The organism is Massilia brevitalea (genome assembly GCF_030711405.1).
In the GTDB taxonomy this organism is placed as follows: Bacteria; Pseudomonadota; Gammaproteobacteria; order Burkholderiales; family Burkholderiaceae_D; genus Telluria; species Telluria brevitalea.
The window spans coordinates 116,052-139,988 of sequence record NZ_JAULSI010000012.1; the positions used below are offsets into that span (position 1 = coordinate 116,052).

Here is a 23,937-nt window from a genome sequence, read left to right on the forward strand (position 1 = left end):
TGAACAGCGGCATTCGAGGAAACTGCATGACGTACTGGAAACCGGCCGTGGCCTTGCTCGCGGCCCTGGGCTTCGGATGCATGGCCGGCGGCTGTGCTTCATCCGGCAACGTGCCGGGTAGAACCGAGCTTCGGGCCGTGGACGATGCGACGATCACGACCGGCGTCCAGGCAGCGATCGGCAAGGCGCCGGAGCTGCGCGCAGCGGACATCGATGTCGCCACCCGCCAAGGCATCGTCAGGCTGAGCGGTTTCGTCAGCTCGGCAGAGAATGTGGCAACCGCAGCGTCGGTTGCGCGCACCGTGAAGGGCGTAAAGTCGGTACACAACGACCTGCGCCTGAAGTAGATAGCAACCCACCCAAGGAGATCATCATGAAAACCATCAAACAACTGGCAGTGAGCGCAACCATCGCAACCCTGGCCCTGGGCCTGACCGGCTGCGCCGGCATGTCGCAGCAAGACAAGAACACCGCCATCGGCGCCGGCGCCGGTGCAGTGGTCGGCGGCGTCCTGACCGGTGGCTCGGCTGTCGGCACCGTGGGCGGCGCAGCGGTCGGCGGCGTGATCGGCAACCAGACCGGCAAAACGAACTAAATCGTTTTCAGCCGATGCCAAAACGCCCCGCTTGCGGGGCGTTGTTGTTTATGGAGCCGTTGTTGTTTGTGGAGTCGTTGTTGGCGTATATGCGGACAAGGGAGCAGGCGCAGGGTGGGCGCCCACCCAGCCGCATACGCTTCAAACGAAGGCGCTCGACACCGCCCCGGCTGCGGCATCCTTGACGACCTCGTAGCAGGTGCAGGCCGCCGCGGCCAGCCCGACTGGATCGAGGATCTCGATGTTGCCGCGGCTGTAGATGATCAAGCCCTGCTGCTGCAGGGCGCTGGCCGCCTTGGTCACGCCGACCCGGCGCACGCCGAGGGCATGCGCGAGGAACTCGTGCGTGAGATGGAATTTGTCGGATTGCAGGCGGTCGCGCGTGATCAGCAGCGAGCGCGCCAGGCGCGCCTCCAACACGTGGAAGCGGCTGCAGACGGCGATCTGGATCGCCTGCGCCAGCAGGTTGTCGGTGTAGCGGTAGAGCACGCGCTGGAGCGCCGGATTGCGCGCAAACTCGGCGCGAAAGTCGCTACTCGCCATGCGGCTGGCGCTGCCCGGGCGCTGCACCACCGCGCGCACCTGCGCCGTCTGGTGGCCAAGGGCGACGGTGGCGCCCAGCATGCCCTCGCGCCCGACCAGGCCGACTTCGAGCGTGAGGCGCCCGCCGGCCACGCCGAGCAGCGAGATCAGGCAATCGTGGGGAAAGTAAATGTGGTGGAAAGGCTCGCCGGCCTCGGACAATACTTCGCCCGCCTCGACCTTTACCTGGTCGAGCATGGGCAATACCTGGGCCAACTCCTGCGGCGGGAGCGCGGCCAGCAACAAATTGGCGTTGTGCTCGGCGACGTCGTGGGAAGCGGCAAAATTCATCGGACCCTCGTAGTGGGCCGCACGCGTCCCGCCTTCGGTCGAAGGCTGGGGCACGGGCAGCGGATACATTTGCAAACAATTTCGATCAGAGTAAAGCCTCCCATAGCAGGAAGTATGTTCGGTGACGCACGGAATACCTTGTTGTTCCTGAGGACAATCAGCAGCGTCGACCGGGCGCGCTGCCTGGCCGACGCGGGCCGTACATGCGGACCTGCAATTTGTCGAGAACAAGCCATGAACAATATTCCCACTCCCCCGGCGCGCGCCCAGCACCACCCGCTCCTCCTGATCGCGGCGCTAGCCGTCGTCCTGTTCTGCCTGGTCGGCACCGCCGCCATCATGGGCTGGATACCGTCTTCGATCGGCGGCAATTCAGGCCGCCAACTGAGCGAAGCCGACCGCGCCGCACTGGCCGCCACGCTGCCGCCGGCAAGCCAGGATGCGCCGGCCCTGCCGGCCGCAGGCGCCGATCCGCTCGCCGTCCAGGGCGCCGTGAGTCCGGCGACTGCGCCGGCGCCGGCCGCTCCTGGCTATCCCGCCCAGCAGCTGGCCCAGGGCTATGCGCCGGCCCCTGCCCCCGCGCCGGTCTCGCATCCGAAAATCGAGAAGGAGCCGGTCCAGATCGCCGCCGCCGAGACGCCCAAGTGGTGCGGCAACTGCGGCAACATCGAATCGGTGCGCGCCATCAAGCAGCGCGCCCAGGGCAGCGGCCTCGGCGCTGCCGGCGGCGCGGTGGTCGGCGGCCTGCTCGGCAACCAGATCGGCGGCGGCCATGGCCGCCAGCTGGCCACCGTCGCCGGCGCCATCGGCGGCGCCGTGGTCGGCAACCAGGTCGAAGGCAACATGAAGGCCAGCACCAGCTACGAAATCCAGGTGCGCCTGGACGACGGCACCCTGCGCACCTTCCACCAGAGCAGCCAGCCACAATGGCGCAGCGGCGACCGCGTGCGCATCGTCAAAGGACGCCTGCGCGCCGCCTGATCCAGCTCAACCCTCCCCTTTTCGAGGCCGGTCATCCCCCAGGATGCCCGGCCTTGATTTTTTCTCCAGTGCAATGTGCGCCAACGCACGGAATTACTGCTGAGCTAGCACGAGAATGTTTCTGCGCTGAAAACTAATACCAGCCGACGCCAGGCACTTGCTTCGCCAGGTCCTGCACACCAACCATCGGAAAGGGGAATACCATGAATAGCCTCGCGTGGATCGGCATCATCGTTTGGGGATTGGTGATAACGGGCTTCGGCCTGGTTTCCGCAGGTCCGCCGCTGCCCCATGGCCATGCGGTGGCGCCGCACGACGTGACGCTGCTGGTGGCGGGCGGCTTGCTGACCTGCCTGATCGGCGTGGTCGGCCTGCTCGGTTTCATGGGCTGGATTCCAGGACTGCAAGGCGCAGGACTGCAAAGGACTGGCCTGCAAAACCGCGGGATGCAAAAAGAACAAAAATCTCGCGCATAATGTGGGCCATCGAACGGTCGTGCTGAGCAGCCCGCCGCATACTGGACTCACCGCGCCACTCACGGCGCTAATGTCTGAGGAGACTCATCATGCTCTACACTATTGCGATTGTCCTGGTTGTCCTCTGGCTGCTCGGCCTGGTTACTTCGTACACCATCGGCGGCTTCATCCATATCCTGCTGGTCGTTGCCGTGATCATGATCCTGGTGCGCCTGATCAGCGGACGAGGCATATAGGCGCAGCGCACGAATGACGCCTTGCGTCGCCCTGCCGCCCGCGATTGCATCGGCAATCGCATGCGCCACAGTAGGTTTGTGTGACCAATCCGTTTCGCGGACGTGCCCGCAGGGGTGCGCCTACGAAACGGATTTTTTTATTCAAGGAGAGCGATATGACTACCAACCTGACTAAATCCGCCATTGCAGCGACCATCCTCGCACTCGGCGTCAGCGGCTGCGCCGACATGAGCGCCACCCAGCGCGGCACCGCCACCGGCGCCGGCGCCGGTGCGGCCCTCGGCGCCATCATCGGCGGCACCACCGGCGGCGGCGGCGGCAGCCGCGCCACCAAGGGCGCCGTCCTCGGCGGCGCTGCCGGCGCCGTGATCGGCAACATCTGGTCGAAGCGCATGGAGCAGCAGAAGCAGGCCATGGAACAGGCCACGCAAGGCACCGGCGTGCAGGTGTCGCAGACTTCGGATAACCGCCTGAAACTGGAAATTCCGAGCGACATCTCGTTCGACACGGGCCGCTCCAACATCAAGTCGAACTTCCAGCCCATCCTGCAACGCTTCGCCAGCACGCTGCAGGAAAATCCGAACACGAATGTCGTCATCATCGGCCACACCGACAATACCGGCAGCGTGTCGATCAACCAGCCGTTGTCGGTCGACCGCGCTTCGCGCACGCGCGACTACCTGGCTGGCCGCGGCGTGAACCCGAGCCGCATCACCATCGAAGGCCGCGCCGACCGCGAACCGATCGCCAACAATGGCGACGCCTCCGGCCGTGCCCGCAACCGCCGCGTCGAGATCTTCGTCGCCGAACCGGGACAGGGTTGATGACGCAGGGCTGATTTCCTCAGCCCCTTACCGATCAGCTTAGGTAAATAAAGGCCCTGAGCGTAAGCCGTGCTTATGCTCAGGGCCTTTTTGTATGGACGTCCAGAGCGGAGGCTTCGACCCACAACTGCACAACGACATGGGTTCTTATTTCAGCCTGACCGCCGGCTACCGCTCTTAGTCGACGTCTGATCGAAGCTTGGCTCCAGGTACTCGCCCGGTGTCACAGCCGGGCGGTTTTTTCATGGCCGCTTCGATACTGCGCAAGCCTGTCCCCGGCCACGCACGCCATAGTGTTGCTTCAATAAGGCAACATTTCCTATCGGCATCATGCGCGACACCCGCCCCGCCCTTTATTCCGATGCCGCACCAGCCGCCGCCCTGTGGCGCCCTTCCGTCGTGGTCGTCTGGAGCCTGGTGTTCACGCCGGCCTTCGGTTCCTGGCTGCTGATGCACAACTGGCGTGCCCTCGGGCAGCCGCAGGCGGCGCAGCGCGCCCGCCTCTGGCTGGCCGCCAGCCTGGCCATGCTGGCCCTGCAGCTGCTGGCCGGCGCCATCAACCGCCGCCTGAACGGCGACTCGCCGCTGATGGCCTGGCTGGCCCTGGCCTGGCTGCTGTTGTGGCTGCTTGGCGCGGCCTGGCCGCAGTGGATCGCGGTGCGCCGGCAGTATGGCCGCCGCTATGCGCGGCGCGGCTGGAACGGCGCGCTCGGCCTGGCCGTCGTGCTGGGCGGCGCCTGCTGGGCCGGCGCTTTCCTGTTCACCACCCTGCTGCTCGCGTTTACCTGAAACCGCCCGTCGTCCACGCCGGTCGCCACGATCGGGTATAGTGCCCGCCCGGCTACCCCGTAGCCGACTGCACTCTTTCTCGCCATCATCCTCTGTGTGTACGTTGCCGTACCAATCGCGGGCGGCCTCAGCGCGTACACTCTCTTTGACAAAAACCGGATTACTTATGCTCGCCATTCTCGAACGCATCGACCCGCACAGCGACCGCATCGACCTGCTGGTCGAACTGGTCTGCAGCCTGCGTCCGCGGCGGCGCGACGGCGGACAGGCGCGCGCCAATGTGCGTACGCTGACGCAGCTTCTGAAGGGCAACCCGCAACAGGCCTGGGCCCTGCGCAGCTACCTCGTCACCCTGCTCGAGAAGCGCCGCCATACCAGCCTGTACAGCGACGTCGGCATCCTCTCGAACGATGGTTTCTTCACCGAACTCAAGCGCCGCATCGCCTACCGCGTGCTGCCGCCCGCGCTCGACGACATCTACCTGTCCGACGCCCTGGCCGGCGTGCTGTACGCCGAGGACGACCACGCATGGATCCGCGCCGTGCCCGACGCCGACTGGCTGGCCCTGTTCGACGTGGTCGCCTGTGCGCCGCCGCCGCAGGATGCGAAAGCCGACCGCGCGCGCTACGTCACGCTGACCGGCATCCTGGACGCGATCCGCACCCTGTCCTGCCGTATCTGCGCACTGGGCCTGGAGCCGCTGCTGGTGCACAGCTATAGCCAGATCGAGGATTTCGATTCGCCCTTCCTGATGCAGAACATCGAGGTCAACCAGTACCTGGATGCCTACGCGCGCCATCTCGACGGTGTGATGGAGCGCCCCGACGATCCGCGCCATCTGCTGGTGATGCTGGACCAGTGCGACGAGGTGGTGGCCAAGATCCGCCGCAATTCGCTATCGGTCGGCACCAGCGTGGCGCTCACCTACGTGCTGGTGGCGATTACCCAGAGCATTGCGCGGCTGCGCAAGCTGCTGTTTTTGGTCGACACCAGCGTGGCCGCCGAGCCGCCGACCGTGACCGCCCCGATCGCGCTCGAAGCGCCCGACAGCCCGGGCTACAGCGGCACCATGCTGCCGGCGACAGTCGCGCAACCGGCGCCGCCGCCTGTGAGCGAACGGCGCGCCGCCGCCCTGGCCCTGGCCCAGGAACTGATCGAGGCGCACAACACCAAGTACCAGGTAGGCGGCCTGTTCCGCGAGAACATCCACCTGCTGGCCCGGAATGTCACCGAGAACGCCAGCCGCACCGGCGAGCACTACATCGCCGAAAGCCGCGCCGGCCTGCGCGGCATGTTCGGCGCCTCGGCCGGGGCCGGTTTCATCGTCGGCTTCATGGCGATGTTCAAGATCCTGCTCGGCTACCTGCGCGCCGCGCCCCTGGTCGAGTCCTTTTTGTTCAGCATGAACTATTCGCTCGGCTTCATGCTGGTGCACATGCTGCACTGGACGATCGCCACCAAGCAGCCGGCGATGACGGCCCAGCGCATCGCCGCCGGCCTGCACAGCCGCGACGGGCGCGGCATCGACTTCGACAGCATGGCCGAGCTGGTGAACAAGGTGTTCCGCACCCAGATCGTCTCGGTGCTCGGCAACGTCGTGGTCGCCTTCCCGACGGCGCTGATGATCGCGATCGCCTTCCAGCAGATGATGGGCCACCACCTGGTGAATGTCGACAAGGCGCATCACCTGCTGCACGACATCGATCCCTTCCATACGCCAGCCCTGTTCTATGCCGCGATTGCCGGCGTCTGGCTGTTCGTGGCCGGTTTGATTTCCGGCTATTACGACAACAAGGCCCTGTACACGCGCATGGGCCAGCGCGTGCGCCAGTTACGCTGGCTCGGCTGGCTGCTGGGCAAGGAGCGCCGCGCCCGCCTGTCCGGGTACGTCGAGGACAACCTGGGCGGCCTGATGGGTAATTTCTTTTTCGGCATTTTGCTCGGCACCACCGGCACCGTCGGCTTCCTGCTCGGGCTGCCGCTCGACATCCGCCACGTGACCTTCTCGACCGCGAACTTCGCCACCGCCCTGGTCGCGCTCGACTACCAGATGAGCTGGCAGATGATCGCGAACGCCACCGCCGGCGTGGCCCTGATCGGCGCGGTGAACCTGCTGGTCAGCTTCAACCTGGCGCTGTGGGTGGCGCTGCGCGCACGAAATATCCGCTTCACGCGCAGCATCCTCCTGATGCGCGCACTTGGCCGGCGCTTCCTGCACGCGCCGCTCGACTTCTTCATGGGCCCGAGGGATATCGACATGGTCGACGTCCCGTCCGGGATCAACCAAGGACACCACAAATGAACAAGCACCGCACGACGATGTGGATTGCCGCGCTCGCCTTCCTGGGCGTGGTCGCCTCCTGCAAGACCCTGCCGAACGCCGAGCACCTGCCGGAAACGCCGGCCAAGGCAGTGCCGAAGGTGGCCACGGCCAAGGGCACGCTGAGCCAGGCGCAGTCGTCGAAGCTGCTGACGCGGCGCTGGGCGAACGCCACGCCCGACCTGAAGTCGCTGGCCGTGCTCGAGGAGCAGGCCACCGGCGTGCCGCTGATCGCCGGCAACAACGTGCAGTTGCTGTTCGATGGCCCGGCCACCCTGCGCGCCATGATCGAGGCGGTGCGTGCGGCGAAAACGTCGATCAACCTGGAAACCTATATATTCGACCAGGACCCGATCGGCCTGCAGTTCGCCGAACTGCTGATGGAAAAGCGGCGCCAGGGCGTGGTGGTGAACGTGATGTACGACAGCGTCGGCACGGTCGGCACGCCGCAAGCCTTTTTCGACAACATGCGCGCCGCCGGCGTCAACATGCTGGCCTTTAATCCGATCAACCCGGCCAAGGCCAAGGGCAACTGGTCGATCAACAACCGCGACCACCGCAAGATCCTGGTGGTCGACGGCAGCGTTGGTTTTACGGGCGGCATCAACATCAGCGCCGACTATGCCAACAGCTCGCTGTTCCGCTCGGGCCGCAAAAGCGACAAGGTGGACAAGGACAAGGTCGGCTGGCGCGACACCCATATCCGCATCGACGGCCCGGCCGTCGCCACGCTGCAATATGCCTTCGTGAACAACTGGGTGCGCCAGGAAGCCGGCGAACTGCTGCCTGCCGAGTACTTCCCGCGCCTGTCCCCGGCCGGCGACAAGTTCCTGCGCGTGCTGGCCACCGAGCCGGGCAGCCATTCGGAAATCTACAAGTCGCTGATGGTGGCGATCAACGAAGCCAAGAAATCGGTGCACGTGACCTCCGCCTATTTCGTGCCGGACCAGCAGATCGTCGATGCCCTGATCGCCGCGGCCAAGCGCGGCGTGGACGTGAAACTGGTGCTGCCGGGCGTGTCCGACCATGGCCTGGTGATGCAGGCCGGCCGAGCCTTCTACGAACAATTGCTGGCAGGCGGCGTCAAGATCTTCCAGCTGCAGGTGGCGGTGCTGCACGCAAAAACGGTGGTGGTGGACGGCGCCTGGTCGACCATCGGCTCGGCGAATATCGACCGCCGCAGCTTCATCCACAACTATGAGCTGAATGTGGTCGTGATCGACCCTGCCTTCGGGCGCGACATGGAAGCGGCCTTCAACGAAGACTTGCGCTCCTCGAAGGAAGTCACGCTGGAACAATGGCGCGACCGCCCCTGGTCGGACCGCATCAAGGAATGGGCCTCGCGCCTGACCGAATACTGGATCTGAACGCCAGCGCGCGCCGGCGGTCAGCCGCCGGCGCGCTTCGGGCGGTGGCCCTGCCCGGTGAGCGTCGCCATCACTGCGTCGCAATGGTCGCCCTGCACTTCGATCACGCCGTCCTTGACGGTGCCGCCGGCGCCGCAGGCCGTACGCAAGGCCTTGCCCAGCCCGGCGAGCGCGGCGGCGTCCAGGGCCAGGCCCTTGACCAGGGTGACGGTCTTGCCGCCCTTTTTCTGGCGCGACACGCGCACCACCCCGTCGCCCAGGATCGCAGCGCCGGCCTTGCACTGGCAGCCGGCCAGCGGCTGGCGGCAAACGGGGCACATGCGGCCGCTTTCGGTGGAATAGACCAGGCCGCTGTTTGAGCTGTGCTTCATGCTGGAGGAAAACGCGTGTGTGAAAACCCGCGAGTGTAGCAGCTAGATGCCGGCCGCCAGCATGCCTTCGCTGGCCGGCGCCCACACGTTCCCGCCGCGCACGAACTTCTCGGTAAGCACCACGCGGTAGCCGCCGTTCACCACGTCCCAGCCATAGCGGTCGACCTCGACCCGCTCCGGCTCCACCCGCAGCACGTTGAAGGAATTGGTCTCGCCGCGTCCCCGGGTCGAGGTGGCGGTGCCGGCCTGCACCACCAGCGCCGCGTAGGCGTCGATCTGGTAGCGGGTGGCGGTGCTGGCGGCGTGGCTGACGTGCATGTGGCCGGCCAGCAGCACGTCGACGCCGCACTGGGCGAAGACTTCCATCGCCATCGGCGCGCGGTTCACCAGGTCGCGTTCCTCGAAGGTTTCGGGCAGGTCGAAGGGATGGTGGGTGACCACGATGCGCGTGATGTGCGGCGGCAGCCCGCCCAGGCGCTCGTGGATGCGCGTGACCTGCTCCTTGTTGACGCGGCCATCCTTGATGGTCAGCGAGCGCGCCGTGTTCACGCCGACCACGGCGATCTCGTCGTCGAGGAACACCGGGCACAAATCGTCGGTGATGTAGCGTTTATAGCGGTCGAGCGGCTTGGCGAAGCGCCGGAACACGTTGTACAGGGAAATGTCGTGGTTCCCCGGCACCACGATCTGCGGGCCCGGCAGGGTGTCGAGGAAAGCCTTGGCCTCCTCGAATTCCTCGCTGCGGGCGCGCTGGGTCAGGTCGCCGGACACCACGACCACGTCGGGGGCGAGCTCGTGGACCAGCTTGCGCAGCGGTTCCAGCAGGGCCGGGTCGACGCGGCCAAAATGCAGGTCGGACAAGTGGACAAGTGTACGCATCAGGGTTTCTCGCTCAGTTTTTTCCGCTCGGGTTGATGGAAGCGCGTCGTGGATCGGCCGCATTGGCGGCCCCGGCGGCACGGGCAGCCTGCGCGGCCTGGCGCCGGCGCAGCGTGGCGACGCCGGTGACGCACACCGATAGCCAGGCGCAGCCTTCGGCCATGGCCGCCAGCACGTCGCTCAGGTAATGGGCGCCCAGGTACAGGCGCGAGCCGGCCACCAGCAGCACCATGGCGCAGGCCAGCAGCACCCAGCCGGCGCGCGCCTGCCAGGAACGGGCATGGCGCACCAGGTAGCAGGCCAGGAAGCCGTAAAGCAGGGTCGCGGCCACCGTATGGCCGCTCGGGAAACTGTAGGTGGTGAGGGTGAGGATGGGTTCCTCGAAATGCGGCCGCGCACGCTCGAAGGTGTGCTTCATGAGCACGTTCAGGATCATGCCGCCCGGCACCGTCACCAGGATGGTGAGCATCCAGTGGCGCGCGCCGCGGCGATACAACCACCAGCCGGCCAGGCCGGTCAGCGCCAGCATGCCGGGGGTGCTGTGCAGCTGGGTCAGCACCATCAGCGCCGAGCGCAACGCGTTGTTGCCGTGGGCGTGGGCATGCAGCCAGTTCGCCAGGTCGACGTCGAGCTGGGTGATGGGCGCCCCCGCCACCACCGCCCCGGCAATGCGCGCAAAGCCGGCCATGGCCAGCAGCAGCACCAGCACGCCGACGGTCAGGTGCAGGCCGAATTCTTCTTCGGGCGAGAAGCGTGCGCGCGCAAAACGGTGTAGCCGGGCAGTCAAGGATTTGTCCATCGACATCAAATGGGGATGCATGGCAAAAAAACCACAATCAAAAAATTTTACTGGTTGTTTGTACAGTACCTGTAGATTTATACAGTGGTTATGCTATTCTGTACTCACTTGACCAACACAACAAAACGATAGGGAAACGTCAATGACCACTCTGAATAACTCCTTCGGCCTGGAACACGCTCCTGCTCCTTTCATGATGCGCTTTGGCCGCCGCGAGCTCACCGTCACGCGTGACTTCCGCAAGCGCTTCTACCCGGTCAACCCGGTCATCGAATGCGATACCGGCATCGAAGCGGGCCATGTCGAGATGTTGTTGTTCGGCCGCTGGCTGCTGATTCTCTCGAAGGCGCACCAGGTTTCGCATTAAGACGGACCCCACCAGCTTCCTCCCGCCCCGACCGGCGCGCGCCAATCCGTGCCGGCTGGGCTTGCTCCCGGCGCACAGCCTTGTCTCGATGCTAACAGCGAATGCGCGGCTGTCGCGCACAACTGTCTCTTCCTTTCCGTCCCTCCACGCGCCGACGTGCCGCAAGCCTACGGCGCGCCAGCCCATCAAAAAATGCCTTGAAATACACGGCATGATCACGACTGTGATAGTTCGATAACGCGGCGCCGCCGTCTGTGCGCAATCGCGCAATCCTGCAGCCTGCGTTTTTTTCGTCCCCACCGACAGGAAAGGAACACCTCATGTCAGCAAAACTTCGCAAGATCAATGAGCAGGTGATCGTGATTACCGGCGCCAGCAGCGGCATCGGCCTCACGACCGCGCGCATGGCTGCCGAACAGGGCGCCAAGCTGGTGCTGGCCTCGCGCAATGGCGACGCCCTCGACCAGCTGGCCAGCGAACTGCGGCGCCAGGGCTGCCAGGTGGCCACCGTCGCCGCCGACGTCGGCAACGCGAATGACGTCGAGCGCATCGGCGCCACCGCCATGGAGCGCTTCGGCCGCATCGATACCTGGGTCAACAACGCCGGCGTCGGCACCTTCGGGCGCCTGGAAGAAGTGGCGCTGGAAGACCACATCCGCGTGTTCCAGACTAATTTCTGGGGCGTGGTCAACGGCTCGCTGGAAGCAGTCAAGCGCATGAAGGCGCACGGCGGCGGCGCCCTCATCAACCTCGGCAGCGAAGTCTCGGACCGTGCCGCCCCGTTGCAGGGCATGTATTCGGCCTCGAAACACGCGGTAAAGGGCTTCACCGACGCCTTGCGCATGGAACTGGAAAAGGAAGAAGCGCCGATCTCGGTAACGCTGGTCAGGCCGGCCGCGATCGATACCATGTTCGCGCTGCACGCGAAGAATTACATGGAAAAGGAAGCAGTGCTGCCGGCGCCCGTATACGCCCCGGAGATCGTGGCCAAGGCCATCCTGTACTGCGCCCAGCATCCGAAGCGCGACATTTTCGTTGGCGGCGCCTCGAAGCTGGTGTCCGCAGGAAGTGCCCACATGCCGCGCCTGCTAGACAAGTACATGAACGCCTCGATGTTCAAGCAGCAGAAGTCGAAATACGACAAGCAGCCCGGCCGCACCGACGCCCTGCATGCGCCCGATCCAACCCAGGCCTTGCGCGAGCGCCAGGGAATGACCGAGCGCCATGTGGCCGAAAGCTCGGCCTACACGGCGCTGGCGCTGCGTTCGAAACCGGTCACCACCGCCCTGCTGGCCGGCGGCGCCCTGTTCGGAGCCTTATTCGCGGCCCGCGGGATCTCGCGGCGGCTGGCTCGCTAGGAAGTCGGTATCGTCTTCCGTGAGCGGCAGGTCGGGGATGGATTCGATACGGTCGGTATCGATATCGGCGCCATCCCTGGCCACCGTGTCGCGGCCGGCGGCGGCGCGTTCGCCGGTGCCGCCCATGTCGGTGTCGCCCGAGAAATCGGCGTCGCCGATGTCGGGGCCGGCCGTGTCGCCGGCGTGGCTGTGCTCGAGGTCCGAGGTCGTGCCTTCGTCGAGGTGGATCAATTGGTCGTCGTCGAGGTTGCCGGCAAAGCCGGGGCCGCCGACGACATCGCTGCCGGTATCGGAAATATCGCTCGGCCCGAGGGCGTCGGTACCGTGGCCCTTGCCAAGGCTGCGGTCGGGTGCTTCCGGGAAGTTGTCCGGATCGAGGGTGCTGGCTCCAGTCATATTGCCTCCAAATAGGTAGTGGGCGGATGGTGTCAGGCTACAGAGTTTCCTGCCTGCGCGTCGCAGCGCATGGCATCGGCCTGACGATAAATACTGCTAGAACGCGTGGCGCATGCCGATATTGAAGGCCTTGTTGCCGCTGCCCGGCGCGCTGGCGTTGCCGACCGTATAGCCTGCGCCGTTGCGGTTGCGGATGTGCGAGTACGCGACGTAGAAATCGGTACGGCGCGACAGCGCATAGCTGGCGCCGAAGGCAGCCTGGTTGGCGTCCTGGTTGGCCAGGTCGCGGTCGTCCTTGCGGATATACGACGCCAGCAGGGTGAAGGAACGGTCGACCGGCACCGCCATCCCGAACAGCACGTCGCGGCTGCTGTTCGACGGCGTGCGCGCCAGGCCGGCGGCATACGGATTGTCGGGATTGAAGAGCGGCGAGTTGGAAATACCGCGGCTCATGCTGTAGGCCGCATAGGCGGTGCCCCAGCCGAGACGCAGGTTGGCCGCCAGCAGCGAATTCTTCGACGTCATCTCGTTGCTGGTTTTGTAGTTGAGCTGGGCCTTGACCGCGCCCTGGTTGCGGTGCGCCGCGCGCACGGTCAATGGACCGCTGCTCAGGCCCACCGTCATGCCCCAGGCGCGCCCGGCCGGCGAGGTGTCGAGGTCGCGCGCGGCCCAGGATGCGCCGGCCGAAAAGCCGTTCGGCAGGGTCTTGTAGTACTGGACGGTATTGTCGGTGCGGCGTGGGCCGCCGATCAGGTTGGTCGCGCTGCCGGCGGTACCGCCCTTGAAGGGATCGGCGACGTCGGCCAGGGCGCGGTATTCCAGGTTGTACTGGCGGCCAATGGTAATGGCGCCGAATTCGCCCGACAGACCAACCCAGGCCTGGTGCTCCAGGCGTTCGCGGGCGACGTCGTTGCCCGGATTGCGGGCCTGTTCGTGGTCGAGCGTGCGGCCGGTCTCGTGGTTGTTCGCGGCGCGGCCGGTGTCGAGCCGCAGTTCGGTTTCGAACCCGAAGATGGCGGTCGTATTCTCGCCAACCGCCTCGCTGCCCTGGATGCCGATGCGCGAGGCCGATGCCACGCCGCTGCCGACGCGCGTTGCGCAGCCGTTCGTGCAGCCGCCCTCGCCGACCAGGCCGGCGTCAAGCACGCCATAGGTCGTGATCCCGCGTGCGCCCGCATCCTGTGCGCAGGCAGCGGCGGCACTTCCTCCCAGCATGACAAATGTGACAAGCGACTTGAGCATCGGCGTATTCCTCTCTACGCCTCTACCTTACGCCTCTCCAAGCGGGTTCATCTGTCAAAAAGCTCACATACTGCCCACCGGAATGGCTCGTCTTTTTGTAGGCACATTCCCACGGTGATTCTTGGCAGCAACTATGCTGCCGTCCGCTGCGCCGGCGGCCCCAGCGCCACTGCATTCTTGCCGCCGCGCTTGGCCACGTACATGGCCTGGTCGGCGCGTGCCAGCCAGGCTTCCAGGTCTGCCGCGTCGCCCGGCAAGTGCAGGGCCACGCCGACGCTGGCGCCCACGCTGACGGTGGCATTCTTCAGCACATACGGCTGGCGCAGCGAAGCGAGCAGGCTTTGCGCCTTGTCCTCGGCGTCGCCGAGATGGGCCAGGTTCTCGAGGATGACCACGAATTCGTCGCCCGCCAGGCGCGCCACGGTATCGGTGCGCCGCACCGCCTCGGCAATGCGCGACCCGAACTGGCGCAGAAGCTCGTCGCCCTCCTCGTGCCCATGGGTATCGTTGACGGCCTTGAAGCCGTCCATGTCGAGGAACAGCAAGGCGCAGGGCTTGCCGCTGCGCGCCGAGCGCTCCATCGCATCCGGCAGGGTTTCCATCAGCGCGCGCCGGTTCGGCAAGCCGGTCAGCACATCGCGCAGCAGCAGGGCCTGCAGCTCGGCGGTGCGCAGCGCCACCGTCGATTCGAGCTGCAGGTTCATGGTTTCCAGCGCCTGGCGGTGGGCTTCCTCGCTGCGCACCAGTTCGCGCATCGCCTGCGACAAGACCTGCGCCTCGTGGAAACCGGCCACCACCGGGATCTCGGGCGCCGGGCGGCCGGCATCGGTTTCGTGGGCAGCCAGTTCGATGGCATTGCTGAGCGCATCCATCGGCCGCGTCAGGCGCCGCGCCAGCAGCACCGCCGAGCCGGCCAGCAGCGCCGCCATCAGCACGCTCAGCCAGATCATGCGCCGCTCCAGCACGCGTGCCCCGGCCAGGGCTGCATCCTCGCTGTGGCGCACCAGCACCGACCAGCGCAAAGAGGCCGGATCGCCGTCGGCGCCGGTGCGGCTGTAGCCGGTGAAATACACCTTGCCGCCGGGCCCGGTTTCGCTCATGGAACCGGTCTCGCCCTTGGCCGCCAGGCGCAGGCTGGGCGTATCGATGCGGGTTTCGACCAGCTTTTCCGGCCCCAGCAAGACCATGCCGTCGTCGCGCACCACCAGCACCTCGGCGCCGTATTCGCGCAAGGCGGGCGTCAGCAGCTCGGCGGCGCGCTTGCGCACCCATTGCCAGCTCATGTGCACGCCCACTACGCCGACAAACTCGCCCTTGCCGTTCTTCAGCGGCGCCGACACGTCGACGAAGCGCCAGGGATCGGATGACTTCGGCAAGAGCTTGCCGAGCATTACGGCAGGATGGTAGTCGGAAGCGTGCAAGCCATTGCGTCCGGCCTGGAACCAGGGCCGGGCGTCGACCTGCGCGCCTTCCAGCAGGCGGCCGGTGGACGCCATCAGGCGCCCGTTGGCATCGGTCACGCCGATCCAGGCGTACTCGGGCACCGAGCGCTGCAGCGATTCGAGGGCGTTGCGGGTGGCGTCGACATCGTGCACCGAGCGGATCTGCGGCAGTTCGGAGAGCAGCCTGACGTTGGCGACGGCATTGCCGATGACGCGGTTCAGCGAATCGCGCATCTGCCAGGACAGCTGCTGCAGGCGCAACTGCGCTTCCTTGCGCGCCTGCTGGTGGGCGAAGTGGCTGACCAGGGCCAGGTGCAGCAGCATGGTCAGGACGACGGCGGCGCTGACGACGAGCATGGTGATCGTGGCCAGGCGGGGTGCCCGCTTACCGGAGGGATTTGGACGAGTAAGAAATCGGGTCAGCACGTCATCCTGATTCTTTGAAGAATCCAATATGATAGCCTTATTGCCAGTAGGGAATAAATTGCTGTTACATTTTCAGGACAGACTGCCCGTCACACTAGCCGCCAGATAGAGGGTTTGTTGTTCATATGCAACGTTCTGGTAAGCGAAATGAGTCCGAAGCCAAGCAAGTGATGTCCCGGGTGGGCCAGTGCGGGTTGCAGATCGATTGACCTACAGCAGCTCCTTCGAAATACAATTGATGAGTCGACAAAACATACCGAAGTTCACGTGCAGACCATTCCTCACTACGATCAGAACGCCGAGCAGGTTGTCTCCCAATATGAATCGCTGACCTTTGAGCATGTGCACCCTGTCCTTCTGGACCTCCTGCCACCGCCCGGCGCAACAATTCTCGACGTCGGCGCCGGTTCTGGAAGGGATGCCGCATGGTTTGCAGCCAAAGAATACGAAGTCGTCGCCGTCGAGCCTTCGGAGGCGATGCGGACGCTGGCACGCCAGCGCCATCCTTCGCAACGCATTCACTGGGTGGCCGACAGCTTGCCAGACCTCGCCCAGGTACGGCGGCTTGGCCTTCGCTTCGAGCTGATCCTGCTGTCCGCGGTCTGGATGCACGTTCCACCCGCTGCACGTCAGCGCGCCCTGCGAAGGCTGGCGACCTTGCTGTCGCCAAATGGCCGCGTCGCCATCAGCCTTCGCATCGGCCCACCCGATACCGGTCGCGCCATGTACGAGGTGACGCTGCCGGAATTGACGGCGATGGCCCGGCAGTTCGGCCTGAGGGTGGTATGCACCGACGACAGCGCTGACAGGCTGGGCCGGCCAGGCATCTCGTGGACGACTGCGGTTCTCGGGCTACCCGACGATGGCCTGGGCGCACTTCCCTTGCTGCGCCACTTGATCCTCACGGACAGCAAGGCATCGACCTACAAGATCGCGCTGCTGCGCATCCTCGCCAGGATCGCCGATACCGCCGCTGGTGCAGCGCGGCATGAGGCGGAGTCCGTCGTCCTGCCAATGGGCTTGGTCGCGCTGTTCTGGCTTCGTATGTACAAGCCGCTCATTGAGGGCGGACTTCCACAGATGCCTCCTAACCGGGCTGGCACTGCCCCCGGCTTCGTGACAGATAACTTCACCGCCTTGCGTCTCCTTCGTCCGGTTGACCTCCGTGCCGGCATGGACTTCCATGACGACATCGCACGTCACCTTCACGCAAGCCTGTGGGAGATATCAAGACTGATCCGCGAAATGCCTGTGAAGTACCTGCGCTGGCCAGCCAGCGATGAGAACATCTTCCACATCAAGCACCAGCGCCGCACGTCGACGCCGAGCCGCTTGCGGATCGATGATCCATTCCTGTGGAGCTTTGGCGAATTCCACGTTCCTCTTCCCATCTGGGATGCGCTTCGCCATTACAACGTTTGGGTCGAACCGGTTCTCGTTGCGGAATGGGTGCGCCTGATGGAATCCTATGCGGGGCAGCTCGGCCCGACCATCAGTCAAACCGCGTATTCTTTACTCGCATGGGCAGACCCGGAGCGCGACACCAGGTTCGCGCGCGCGGCAGTCGAGCGGCTTCGTCATCAAGGGAAGTCTGTTTACTGCGTCTGGTCGGGCCAGCGTCTGAAGAGTGACTACGACATCGATCATTGTTTTCCCTTCGCCGCATGGCCCTGCGGGGACGCCTGGAATTTGATGCCTGCCTCGAAACGGATCAACAACGAAAAGTCGAACCGCCTGGTCACGCACACTGCCCTGGAACAGGCCAGCGAGCGAATCGCCGCATGGTGGGAAGATGCGTTCCTGTCGACGGGGACCGATGCACGCCACCAGTTTTTCCTCGAAGCCGAGCAAACCCTTCCGATGCTCGAAGCAGCCGCTTCTCCAGCGGACCTGATCGATGCGATGAAGGTACAGCGCATTCGCCTGGCCAAGGATCAAGGTTTGCGCCCATGGGAGCCGGTGGCACGCAAGGAGCAGCTGGTACTTGCTCCGGACTTCGGCTGATTGACGGTGCAGCGGCTTATGCAATCAGCCAGCAGTCGCCGTTGAATACCAATTTATCGGCTCTCCACTAGGGGGAGACAAAAAAAGCCCCAACGTGTGGGGCTTTTCTTTACTGTCTTGGCGGAAGCGGTGAGATTCGAACTCACGAACGGCTCACACCGTCGGCAGTTTTCAAGACTGCTGCCTTCAACCACTCGGCCACGCTTCCTTTGGGGAACCGGCATTATACATAATTCATCGCGGCCCGGGCAGTGCCGCGGCGCAGGCCACGGAAAGCCGCCTACCCCACCAGCAGCCAGTTCTCGCGCAAGCCCTGCTCGAACCCCGCCGCCGGCAACGGCTTCGCATACAAATACCCCTGCACCTCGTCGCAGCCGCTGTCGCGGAGGAAGGCCAGCTGGTCGGGCGTCTCCACTCCTTCCGCGATCACCCGGTGCCCGAGCTGGCGCCCGATGCTGATGATGGTGCTGGCGATCGCGCAGTCGCTGGCATCGTTCGGGATGCCAGTGGTGAACGAGCGGTCGATCTTCAGCGTGTGGATCGGGAAGCGCTTCAGGTAGGACAGGCTCGAATAGCCGGTGCCGAAATCGTCCAGCGACAAGGCCACGCCGAGCGCGTTGATGCGGTCCATGATGCCGATCACGCGGTCGATGTCGTGCATCAGCGTGCTCTCGGTGATCTCGAGTTCGAGCCAGCAGGGGGCGAGCGCGTAGCGCGCCAGCGTGTCTGCCACGCGGGTCGGCAGCGATTCGGTGAATTCGCGCGCCGACACGTTCACGGCCAGGCGGAAGGGCCGCATGCCGGAGCGCTGCCACAGCGCCGCCTGGGCGCAGGCCTGTTCCAGCACCCATTCGCCCACCTGCACGATCAGGCCGGTGGTCTCGGCCAGTGGAATGAATTCCGACGGCGGCACCACGCCGCGCTCCGGGTGCACCCACCGCACCAGCGCTTCCGCGCCGACGATGCGGTCGCTGCCGATCTCGAACTTCGGCTGGTAGACCAGCATCAGTTCGCCGTGCCCGAGCGCGTGGCGCAGGCCCGACTCGATGCGCATGCGCTCGTGCATGCCCTTGTTCATGTCGAAGCTGTAGAAGGCCACGCTGTGGTCCGGATTCGCATGGCCCTCCTTCGCGCGCGCCATCGCGATGTCGGCCTTGCCGAGCAGGGTATCAGCCTCGCTGCCGTCCTGCGGGTAGACGCTGATGCCGACGCTGGCGCCCACACGCAGGTCGTGGCCTTCGATCAGGAAAGGCGCGTCGAGCGCGGCCTGCAGTTTCTGCGCCACCGTGGTGGCCTCGAAATGCTGGCGTACGTCGAACAGGCCGACCGCGAATTCGTCGCCCGACAGGTGGGCCACCACGTCTTCCTCGCGCAGGGCGGAGCGGAAGCGGCAGGCCACCTGGCGCAGCAGTTCGTCGCCGATGCGCCGGCCCAGGGTGTCGTTCACCAGCTTGAAGCGGTTCAGGTCGATGAACAGCACGCAGCCCGACAGCTCGTTGCGCTGGGCCACCATCAGGGCCTGGTCGACCAGGCGCGTGAACAGGGTGCGGTTCGGCAGGCTGGTCAGTTCGTTGTAGTAGGCCAGGTGGTGCAGGCGCTCTTCGGCCAGCTTGCGTTCGGTGATGTCGGTGAGGTAGGCGATCAGGCCGGCCGGGCGGTCTTCCATGTCGCGCAGCGGCGACAGCGACAGGCTGGCCCAGAAGATCTCGCCCGATTTTTTCCGGCGCCGCACTTCCATCATGCGCCCGCCCTGCTCGGCGAACAGGTCCGGCTGGCTGTCGCTGGCATCTTCGTCGGCGTACAGGAACAGGATGTTGCGGCCCACCGCTTCCAGCGCCGTGTAGCCGAACAGGCGCGCGGCGCCGCCGTTCCAGCTGGTGATGTAGCCCATCTGGTCGAGTGTCAGCACCGACTCGTGGATCTGGTCGAGGATCTGCGACTGGTGCGCCAGCTGGGCCTCGACCTGGGCATAGGCGTGGGTGGCGCGCTGGGCCAGCGAATGCACCTGCAGCAGCGGGCCGGCCAGGGCCGCCAGGCTGGCCAGCTGGCGCCGGTCCTCGGCATCGTAGTCGAGGCGCCCGGCGACTTCGACGCTGCCGAAGAGGTGGCCCTCGAAGCGGATGTCCTGCCGCAGGCCAGGCATCGCGCCGGCGTCCGCGCGTGGCGCCGGCGCGGCGAGCGGATCGGCGGCCGTGAAGCTGCCCTGCGGGCTGGCCAGCAGGGTGCGCGCGATGCGGCCCAGTTCCTCGTGCAGCGCCGCGCCGCGCAGGCGCATGACGGCTTCGCCCAGGGCGGCGCCGGCGGCAGCGAAATCGTGGCTGCGCAGCGCCAGCAGCTCAGACATTGCGGCCCACCTGGATCGCCCAGTGATAGGCGTGCAGCTGGCTGCGCCACCAGGAGCCGGCATCGACGCCGGCGGCGGCCAGCGCCTGGGCGTGGGCCGCGCCGCCTTCCATCAGGCGCAGGCGCGCGCCGAGCACGCCCTCGCGCTGCAGCAGCGCCGCTTCCACGTGGGACGGCAGGCACAGGTCGCCGACGATGTCGGCCATCTGCATGTCAAGCAGGTGGTCGAGCAGGGAAAAGGCGCCGGTCATGAAGGCGAGGTCCTGCTCGTCGCGGTCGCCGCCATCCATCTTGCACAGCACCTCGAGGCGCGCCGCGCGCAGCGCCGCCTGCGGCAGCAGGGGATTGAGCGGCCCTTCGGCGTCGGTGCGCGCATACAGCAGCAGCTGCAGCCAGCGCTGCAGCTGGCGCCGCCCGAGCAGCGCGATCGCCTGGGCAAAGCCGGTGATCTGGGTGTTGAGTGCGAACGCCGCCGAGTTGACCAGCTTGAGCAGGTGCCAGGACAGCACCGGGTCCTGCTTCAGCAGGGTTTCGAGTTCGCGCGAATCGGCGTCGCGCGCGAGCAGGGCCAGGAGGCCCAGCAGGCGCCGGCGCGTCGGCAGTTCACTGGCGCCGCTTCCAGCGGCCGGGCAGCAGCGTTCCAGGTAGGCGCCGGCGAACCAGGCGAAGCCGGCCTTTTCGCAGGCCTGCATGGCGCGCTGGTCCGGCAGGCCGTAGGCCAGGTGCGGGCCGAACAGCGCCAGCAGCTGGCCGGGCGGCGGCAGGCCGGCGCCGCAGTCGAGGGCCACGGCGCGCAGGGTGGCGGGACGGGCCACGCCCGGCGGCAAGGCGCCGTCGAGCAGGATGCGGTAGCCCTCTTCCTGCAAGGCGGCCAGCTGGCGCGGCGCCGCGTCCTGGGCCAGGGAGGCGGCGGCGATGGCCAGCACCACGCGCTGCGTCGGCAGTTGTTTCAGCAGGGGTAGGGGCAGCTGGGCCGGGCCGTCGAGCTGCAGCACGCAGTCGAGCGGCGCGATCGCCGCCAGCAAATCGGGAGAACCGAACAGCAGCGGCAGCGCGTCGGCGTTGCCGGATTGCGCACGCAGGTCCAGGCCCAGCGCCACCCACTCGTTTCGCCCATTGGCGATCGGGTGCATCTGCACCAGCGGGAACGGGGTCAAGTCCAAGGCGGCCATCGGCGTCCTCTGAGTGGGTGATCGGGCCATATTAGACGAGCGATTAGCTAATGGCAACTATATTTGTTTCCTCAGAGATACATTGACTACGTAATAATACGAACTGGATACGGCTGAGCTGCGGAGTAGAATCATGCGCTTGCCATTTGCATAATGGTGCAAGATAGGTATCGGACGCCGGGGGCGGCCGTTGTCATCTGTCGGCTACTGGCCGACCAATGCTGCGGCCGTATTGCCGCTTGCGGCAGGACGCTGGACGCGCCCTACCCTGACGAATAAAAAACTGAAGGAGCCACCATGAAAAGCCTCGGAAACAAGCTCGGCTGGTTGGCGGTCTCACTCCTCGGCGCGTTCGCGCTCGCTTATGTGGCCCTGCGCCGCGGCGAGTCGATCAACGCCGTGTGGGTGGTCGCCGCTGCCGTCTGTGTTTATCTCATCGCCTACCGTTTCTACAGCCTGTACATCGCCACCAAGGTGATGGGGCTGGACGCGCGCCGCCAGACGCCCGCCTATAAATACAACGACGGTCTCGATTACGTCCCCACCAACAAGTACGTGTTGTTTGGCCACCACTTTGCCGCCATTGCCGGCGCGGGGCCGCTCGTGGGGCCGGTGCTGGCAGCCCAGATGGGTTACCTGCCGGGCATGATGTGGATCCTGGCCGGCGTCGTGTTCGCCGGCGCGGTGCAGGACTTCATCGTCCTGTTCATGTCGATGCGCCGCGACGGCCGCTCGCTGGGCGATCTGATCAAATCCGAGATGGGCGAAATCCCGGGCGTGATCGCCCTGTTCGGCACCTTCATGATCATGGTCATCATCCTCGCGGTGCTGGCCCTGATCGTCGTGAAGGCGCTGACCGGTTCCCCATGGGGCACCTTCACCGTGATGGCGACGATCCCGATCGCGCTGTTCATGGGTATCTACTCGCGCTATATCCGCGTCGGCCGCATCGGCGAGATCTCGCTGATCGGCTTCGTGCTGCTGATGCTGGCCATCGTCGGCGGCCAGTGGGTCCACGACTCGCCGACCTTCGGCCCGATGTTCACCTTCACCGGCGTCGAGCTGACCTGGATGCTGATCGGCTACGGCTTCGTGGCCTCGGTCATTCCCGTCTGGCTGCTGCTGGCGCCGCGCGACTACCTGTCGACCTTCCTGAAGATCGGCACCATCGTCGCCCTGGCCATCGGCATCGTGGTGGTCGCCCCGCACATGCAGATGCCGGCCGTGACCCGCTTCATCGACGGCACCGGCCCGGTCTGGTCCGGGAACATGTTCCCCTTCCTGTTCATCACCATCGCCTGCGGCGCCGTGTCCGGCTTCCACGCGCTGATCTCCTCGGGCACCACGCCGAAGATGATCGAGAACGAAACCCACGCCCGCTTCATCGGCTATGGCGCGATGCTGATGGAATCCTTCGTCGCCATCATGGCCCTCGTCGCTGCATCGACCATCGACCCGGGCATCTACTTCGCCATGAACGCGCCGGCAGCCGTGCTCGGCACCACCGCGCAATCGGCGGCGGCGGCGGTGTCGAACTGGGGCTTCGTGATCACGCCCGAAACGCTCACGCAAGTGGCGAAGGACGTCGGCGAGCACACCATCATCTCGCGTGCCGGCGGCGCCCCGACGCTGGCCGTGGGCATGGCCAACATCCTGGCCAACGTGGTCGGCGGCAAGGCCATGATGGCCTTCTGGTACCACTTCGCGATCCTGTTCGAGGCCCTGTTCATCCTGACCGCGGTGGATGCGGGCACCCGCGCCGGCCGCTTCATGCTGCAGGATTTGCTGGGCGCCTTTGTGCCGTCGCTGAAGCGCACCGAGTCGCTGCCGGCCAACCTGCTGGCCACCGGCCTGTGCGTGGCGGCCTGGGGCTACTTCCTGTACCAGGGCGTGGTCGATCCGCTGGGCGGCATCAACACCCTGTGGCCGCTGTTCGGCATCGCCAACCAGATGCTGGCCGGTATCGCGCTGATGCTGGGCACCGTGGTGCTGTTCAAGATGAAGCGTGGCCAGTACGCACTGGTGACGGTGCTGCCGACCATCTGGCTGCTGATCTGCACGCTGACCGCCGGCTGGCAGAAGATCTTCGACGACAACGTGAAGGTCGGCTTCGTCGCCCACGCCCAGAAGTTCCAGGCCGCGCTCGACGCCGGCGAAGTGCTGGCCCCGGCCAAGTCGCTCGCCGAGATGCGCCGCATCATCTTCAACGACTATGTCGACGCCACCCTGGCCGGCTTCTTCATGGTGGTGGTGATCGCGGTGCTGGTATATGGCATCAAGACCGTGATCCATGCGCGCAACAGCAATAGCCCGACGGTGAAGGAATCGCCGTTCATTGCCAACCCGGCCGCACCAACCGCGCAGGTGCAGTGATGTTCAGCACCCTGGCCCAGGCCGGCCGCTACCTCGGGCAAAGCATGCGCCTGATGGTTGGCCTGCCCGAGTACGACACCTACCTCGCGCACATGGAGCGCGAGCATCCGGACAAGACGCCGATGACCTACGAGGAGTTTTTCCGCGAGCGCCAGGAAGCGCGGTACGGGTCGGGGCGCAGCGGGGGGTGCTGCTGAGGCGCTCATTCGTGGCCGCTTGAATGGAGCCCGTGCCAGTGATGGCACGGGCTTTCTATATGGTGGGTTCGAGAACCCACCCTAATGTGATGGACTCCACCCTCCTG

Annotated in this window: 23 protein-coding genes and 1 tRNA gene; 14 read left to right on the forward strand and 10 right to left on the reverse strand. The window is 65.7% G+C overall.

The window, feature by feature from the left end; all coding sequences use genetic code 11:
- Window positions 1-26 precede the first annotated feature (26 nt).
- Window positions 27-347 carry a BON domain-containing protein gene (locus tag QWL29_RS09900; protein ID WP_305822718.1) on the forward strand — a complete coding sequence of 107 codons (321 nt, stop codon included), beginning with the start codon at window positions 27-29 and terminating at the stop codon, window positions 345-347.
- Between the two features lie 26 nt (window positions 348-373).
- On the forward strand, window positions 374-595 hold the full coding sequence (locus QWL29_RS09905) for a YMGG-like glycine zipper-containing protein (protein ID WP_290424628.1): 222 nt from the start codon (window positions 374-376) through the stop codon (window positions 593-595).
- Window positions 596-736: 141 nt separating this feature from the next.
- On the opposite strand, the gene QWL29_RS09910 is transcribed toward QWL29_RS09905, so the two are convergent.
- Window positions 737-1,468: a Crp/Fnr family transcriptional regulator gene (locus QWL29_RS09910; protein ID WP_305822746.1), complete on the reverse strand. Its 732-nt coding sequence runs from the start codon at window positions 1,466-1,468 to the stop codon at window positions 737-739.
- Window positions 1,469-1,702: 234 nt separating this feature from the next.
- Here QWL29_RS09910 and QWL29_RS09915 point away from each other — a divergent pair, with 234 nt between their 5' ends.
- The 7 genes from QWL29_RS09915 to cls all read left to right on the forward strand — a co-directional run bounded on the left by QWL29_RS09915 (window position 1,703) and on the right by cls (window position 8,461).
- On the forward strand, window positions 1,703-2,449 hold the full coding sequence (locus QWL29_RS09915; protein ID WP_305822719.1) for an outer membrane lipoprotein: 747 nt from the start codon (window positions 1,703-1,705) through the stop codon (window positions 2,447-2,449).
- Between the two features lie 203 nt (window positions 2,450-2,652).
- Window positions 2,653-2,925 (forward strand): hypothetical protein, encoded by a 273-nt coding sequence (locus tag QWL29_RS09920; RefSeq protein ID WP_305822720.1) that lies wholly within the window; start codon window positions 2,653-2,655, stop codon window positions 2,923-2,925.
- 89 nt (window positions 2,926-3,014) lie between these two features.
- Complete coding sequence (locus QWL29_RS09925) at window positions 3,015-3,161, forward strand: lmo0937 family membrane protein (RefSeq protein WP_305822721.1); 147 nt, start codon at window positions 3,015-3,017, stop codon at window positions 3,159-3,161.
- Window positions 3,162-3,316: 155 nt separating this feature from the next.
- Window positions 3,317-3,985 carry a YiaD family glycine zipper/OmpA-like lipoprotein gene (locus QWL29_RS09930; protein WP_305822722.1) on the forward strand — a complete coding sequence of 223 codons (669 nt, stop codon included), beginning with the start codon at window positions 3,317-3,319 and terminating at the stop codon, window positions 3,983-3,985.
- Window positions 3,986-4,315: 330 nt separating this feature from the next.
- Window positions 4,316-4,774 (forward strand): hypothetical protein, encoded by a 459-nt coding sequence (locus tag QWL29_RS09935; protein WP_305822723.1) that lies wholly within the window; start codon window positions 4,316-4,318, stop codon window positions 4,772-4,774.
- A gap of 166 nt (window positions 4,775-4,940) precedes the next feature.
- A complete protein-coding gene (locus QWL29_RS09940; protein WP_305822724.1) occupies window positions 4,941-7,076 on the forward strand; it encodes a site-specific recombinase in 2,136 nt (711 codons plus the stop codon).
- Window positions 7,073-8,461, forward strand: a complete 1,389-nt coding sequence (gene cls / locus QWL29_RS09945; protein WP_305822725.1) for a cardiolipin synthase — start codon at window positions 7,073-7,075, stop codon at window positions 8,459-8,461. The genes QWL29_RS09940 and cls overlap by 4 nt, the downstream gene beginning before the upstream one ends.
- A gap of 20 nt (window positions 8,462-8,481) precedes the next feature.
- Here cls and QWL29_RS09950 read toward each other — a convergent pair whose 3' ends face one another.
- Genes QWL29_RS09950 through QWL29_RS09960 form a run of 3 tightly spaced genes read right to left on the reverse strand, consistent with a single transcriptional unit; the run spans window position 8,482 to window position 10,498 of the window.
- A complete protein-coding gene (locus QWL29_RS09950) occupies window positions 8,482-8,832 on the reverse strand; it encodes a translation initiation factor Sui1 (RefSeq protein WP_305822726.1) in 351 nt (116 codons plus the stop codon).
- 42 nt (window positions 8,833-8,874) lie between these two features.
- Entirely contained in the window at window positions 8,875-9,711 is an 837-nt protein-coding gene (locus tag QWL29_RS09955; RefSeq protein WP_305822727.1) for a metallophosphoesterase family protein, read from the reverse strand.
- 13 nt (window positions 9,712-9,724) lie between these two features.
- Window positions 9,725-10,498 carry a phosphatase PAP2 family protein gene (locus QWL29_RS09960; RefSeq protein ID WP_308635207.1) on the reverse strand — a complete coding sequence of 258 codons (774 nt, stop codon included), beginning with the start codon at window positions 10,496-10,498 and terminating at the stop codon, window positions 9,725-9,727.
- 154 nt (window positions 10,499-10,652) lie between these two features.
- On the opposite strand from QWL29_RS09960, the gene QWL29_RS09965 reads away from it, so the two are divergent.
- Complete coding sequence (locus QWL29_RS09965) at window positions 10,653-10,877, forward strand: hypothetical protein (protein ID WP_305822728.1); 225 nt, start codon at window positions 10,653-10,655, stop codon at window positions 10,875-10,877.
- Between the two features lie 320 nt (window positions 10,878-11,197).
- Window positions 11,198-12,235, forward strand: coding sequence for an SDR family oxidoreductase (locus tag QWL29_RS09970; protein ID WP_305822729.1), 1,038 nt, complete (start codon window positions 11,198-11,200; stop codon window positions 12,233-12,235).
- On the opposite strand, the gene QWL29_RS09975 is transcribed toward QWL29_RS09970, so the two are convergent.
- The 3 genes from QWL29_RS09975 to QWL29_RS09985 all read right to left on the reverse strand — a co-directional run bounded on the left by QWL29_RS09975 (window position 12,194) and on the right by QWL29_RS09985 (window position 15,672).
- Entirely contained in the window at window positions 12,194-12,631 is a 438-nt protein-coding gene (locus QWL29_RS09975; RefSeq protein ID WP_305822730.1) for a hypothetical protein, read from the reverse strand. The genes QWL29_RS09970 and QWL29_RS09975 overlap by 42 nt on opposite strands.
- A gap of 96 nt (window positions 12,632-12,727) precedes the next feature.
- Window positions 12,728-13,873 carry a porin gene (locus tag QWL29_RS09980; RefSeq protein WP_305822731.1) on the reverse strand — a complete coding sequence of 382 codons (1,146 nt, stop codon included), beginning with the start codon at window positions 13,871-13,873 and terminating at the stop codon, window positions 12,728-12,730.
- 131 nt (window positions 13,874-14,004) lie between these two features.
- Window positions 14,005-15,672 carry a sensor domain-containing diguanylate cyclase gene (locus QWL29_RS09985; RefSeq protein ID WP_305822732.1) on the reverse strand — a complete coding sequence of 556 codons (1,668 nt, stop codon included), beginning with the start codon at window positions 15,670-15,672 and terminating at the stop codon, window positions 14,005-14,007.
- Window positions 15,673-16,008: 336 nt separating this feature from the next.
- On the opposite strand from QWL29_RS09985, the gene QWL29_RS09990 reads away from it, so the two are divergent.
- Window positions 16,009-17,745: a class I SAM-dependent methyltransferase gene (locus tag QWL29_RS09990; protein WP_305822733.1), complete on the forward strand. Its 1,737-nt coding sequence runs from the start codon at window positions 16,009-16,011 to the stop codon at window positions 17,743-17,745.
- A 118-nt stretch (window positions 17,746-17,863) separates the two neighbouring features.
- On the opposite strand, the gene QWL29_RS09995 is transcribed toward QWL29_RS09990, so the two are convergent.
- From QWL29_RS09995 to QWL29_RS10005, 3 genes are all read right to left on the reverse strand, one after another.
- Window positions 17,864-17,953, reverse strand: a tRNA-Ser gene (locus tag QWL29_RS09995).
- Window positions 17,954-18,025: 72 nt separating this feature from the next.
- Window positions 18,026-20,089 (reverse strand): putative bifunctional diguanylate cyclase/phosphodiesterase, encoded by a 2,064-nt coding sequence (locus QWL29_RS10000; protein WP_305822734.1) that lies wholly within the window; start codon window positions 20,087-20,089, stop codon window positions 18,026-18,028.
- The gene (locus QWL29_RS10005; protein ID WP_305822735.1) at window positions 20,082-21,260 is read right to left on the reverse strand and encodes an HDOD domain-containing protein; all 1,179 of its coding nucleotides are present in this window, start codon (window positions 21,258-21,260) and stop codon (window positions 20,082-20,084) included. Before QWL29_RS10005 ends, QWL29_RS10000 begins: the two co-directional genes overlap by 8 nt.
- A 297-nt stretch (window positions 21,261-21,557) precedes the next feature.
- On the opposite strand from QWL29_RS10005, the gene QWL29_RS10010 reads away from it, so the two are divergent.
- Window positions 21,558-23,633, forward strand: a complete 2,076-nt coding sequence (locus tag QWL29_RS10010) for a carbon starvation CstA family protein (protein ID WP_305822736.1) — start codon at window positions 21,558-21,560, stop codon at window positions 23,631-23,633.
- Window positions 23,633-23,830: a YbdD/YjiX family protein gene (locus QWL29_RS10015; protein ID WP_305822748.1), complete on the forward strand. Its 198-nt coding sequence runs from the start codon at window positions 23,633-23,635 to the stop codon at window positions 23,828-23,830. Before QWL29_RS10010 ends, QWL29_RS10015 begins: the two co-directional genes overlap by 1 nt.
- The last annotated feature ends 107 nt before the right edge of the window (window positions 23,831-23,937 follow it).

Coding starts and splice junctions, on each gene's coding strand:
- QWL29_RS09985 (WP_305822732.1), bottom strand. CDS start 15,672: ATGCTCGTCGTCAGCGCCGCCGTCGTCCTGACCATGCTGCTGCACCTG.
- QWL29_RS10015 (WP_305822748.1), top strand. CDS start 23,633: ATGTTCAGCACCCTGGCCCAGGCCGGCCGCTACCTCGGGCAAAGCATG.
- QWL29_RS09955 (WP_305822727.1), bottom strand. CDS start 9,711: ATGCGTACACTTGTCCACTTGTCCGACCTGCATTTTGGCCGCGTCGAC.
- QWL29_RS09970 (WP_305822729.1), top strand. CDS start 11,198: ATGTCAGCAAAACTTCGCAAGATCAATGAGCAGGTGATCGTGATTACC.
- QWL29_RS09900 (WP_305822718.1), top strand. CDS start 27: ATGACGTACTGGAAACCGGCCGTGGCCTTGCTCGCGGCCCTGGGCTTC.
- QWL29_RS09965 (WP_305822728.1), top strand. CDS start 10,653: ATGACCACTCTGAATAACTCCTTCGGCCTGGAACACGCTCCTGCTCCT.
- QWL29_RS09950 (WP_305822726.1), bottom strand. CDS start 8,832: ATGAAGCACAGCTCAAACAGCGGCCTGGTCTATTCCACCGAAAGCGGC.
- QWL29_RS09925 (WP_305822721.1), top strand. CDS start 3,015: ATGCTCTACACTATTGCGATTGTCCTGGTTGTCCTCTGGCTGCTCGGC.
- QWL29_RS10000 (WP_305822734.1), bottom strand. CDS start 20,089: ATGTCTGAGCTGCTGGCGCTGCGCAGCCACGATTTCGCTGCCGCCGGC.
- QWL29_RS09975 (WP_305822730.1), bottom strand. CDS start 12,631: ATGACTGGAGCCAGCACCCTCGATCCGGACAACTTCCCGGAAGCACCC.
- QWL29_RS10005 (WP_305822735.1), bottom strand. CDS start 21,260: ATGGCCGCCTTGGACTTGACCCCGTTCCCGCTGGTGCAGATGCACCCG.
- QWL29_RS10010 (WP_305822736.1), top strand. CDS start 21,558: ATGAAAAGCCTCGGAAACAAGCTCGGCTGGTTGGCGGTCTCACTCCTC.
- QWL29_RS09940 (WP_305822724.1), top strand. CDS start 4,941: ATGCTCGCCATTCTCGAACGCATCGACCCGCACAGCGACCGCATCGAC.
- QWL29_RS09935 (WP_305822723.1), top strand. CDS start 4,316: ATGCGCGACACCCGCCCCGCCCTTTATTCCGATGCCGCACCAGCCGCC.
- QWL29_RS09930 (WP_305822722.1), top strand. CDS start 3,317: ATGACTACCAACCTGACTAAATCCGCCATTGCAGCGACCATCCTCGCA.
- QWL29_RS09910 (WP_305822746.1), bottom strand. CDS start 1,468: ATGAATTTTGCCGCTTCCCACGACGTCGCCGAGCACAACGCCAATTTG.
- QWL29_RS09920 (WP_305822720.1), top strand. CDS start 2,653: ATGAATAGCCTCGCGTGGATCGGCATCATCGTTTGGGGATTGGTGATA.
- QWL29_RS09915 (WP_305822719.1), top strand. CDS start 1,703: ATGAACAATATTCCCACTCCCCCGGCGCGCGCCCAGCACCACCCGCTC.
- QWL29_RS09980 (WP_305822731.1), bottom strand. CDS start 13,873: ATGCTCAAGTCGCTTGTCACATTTGTCATGCTGGGAGGAAGTGCCGCC.
- QWL29_RS09905 (WP_290424628.1), top strand. CDS start 374: ATGAAAACCATCAAACAACTGGCAGTGAGCGCAACCATCGCAACCCTG.
- cls (WP_305822725.1), top strand. CDS start 7,073: ATGAACAAGCACCGCACGACGATGTGGATTGCCGCGCTCGCCTTCCTG.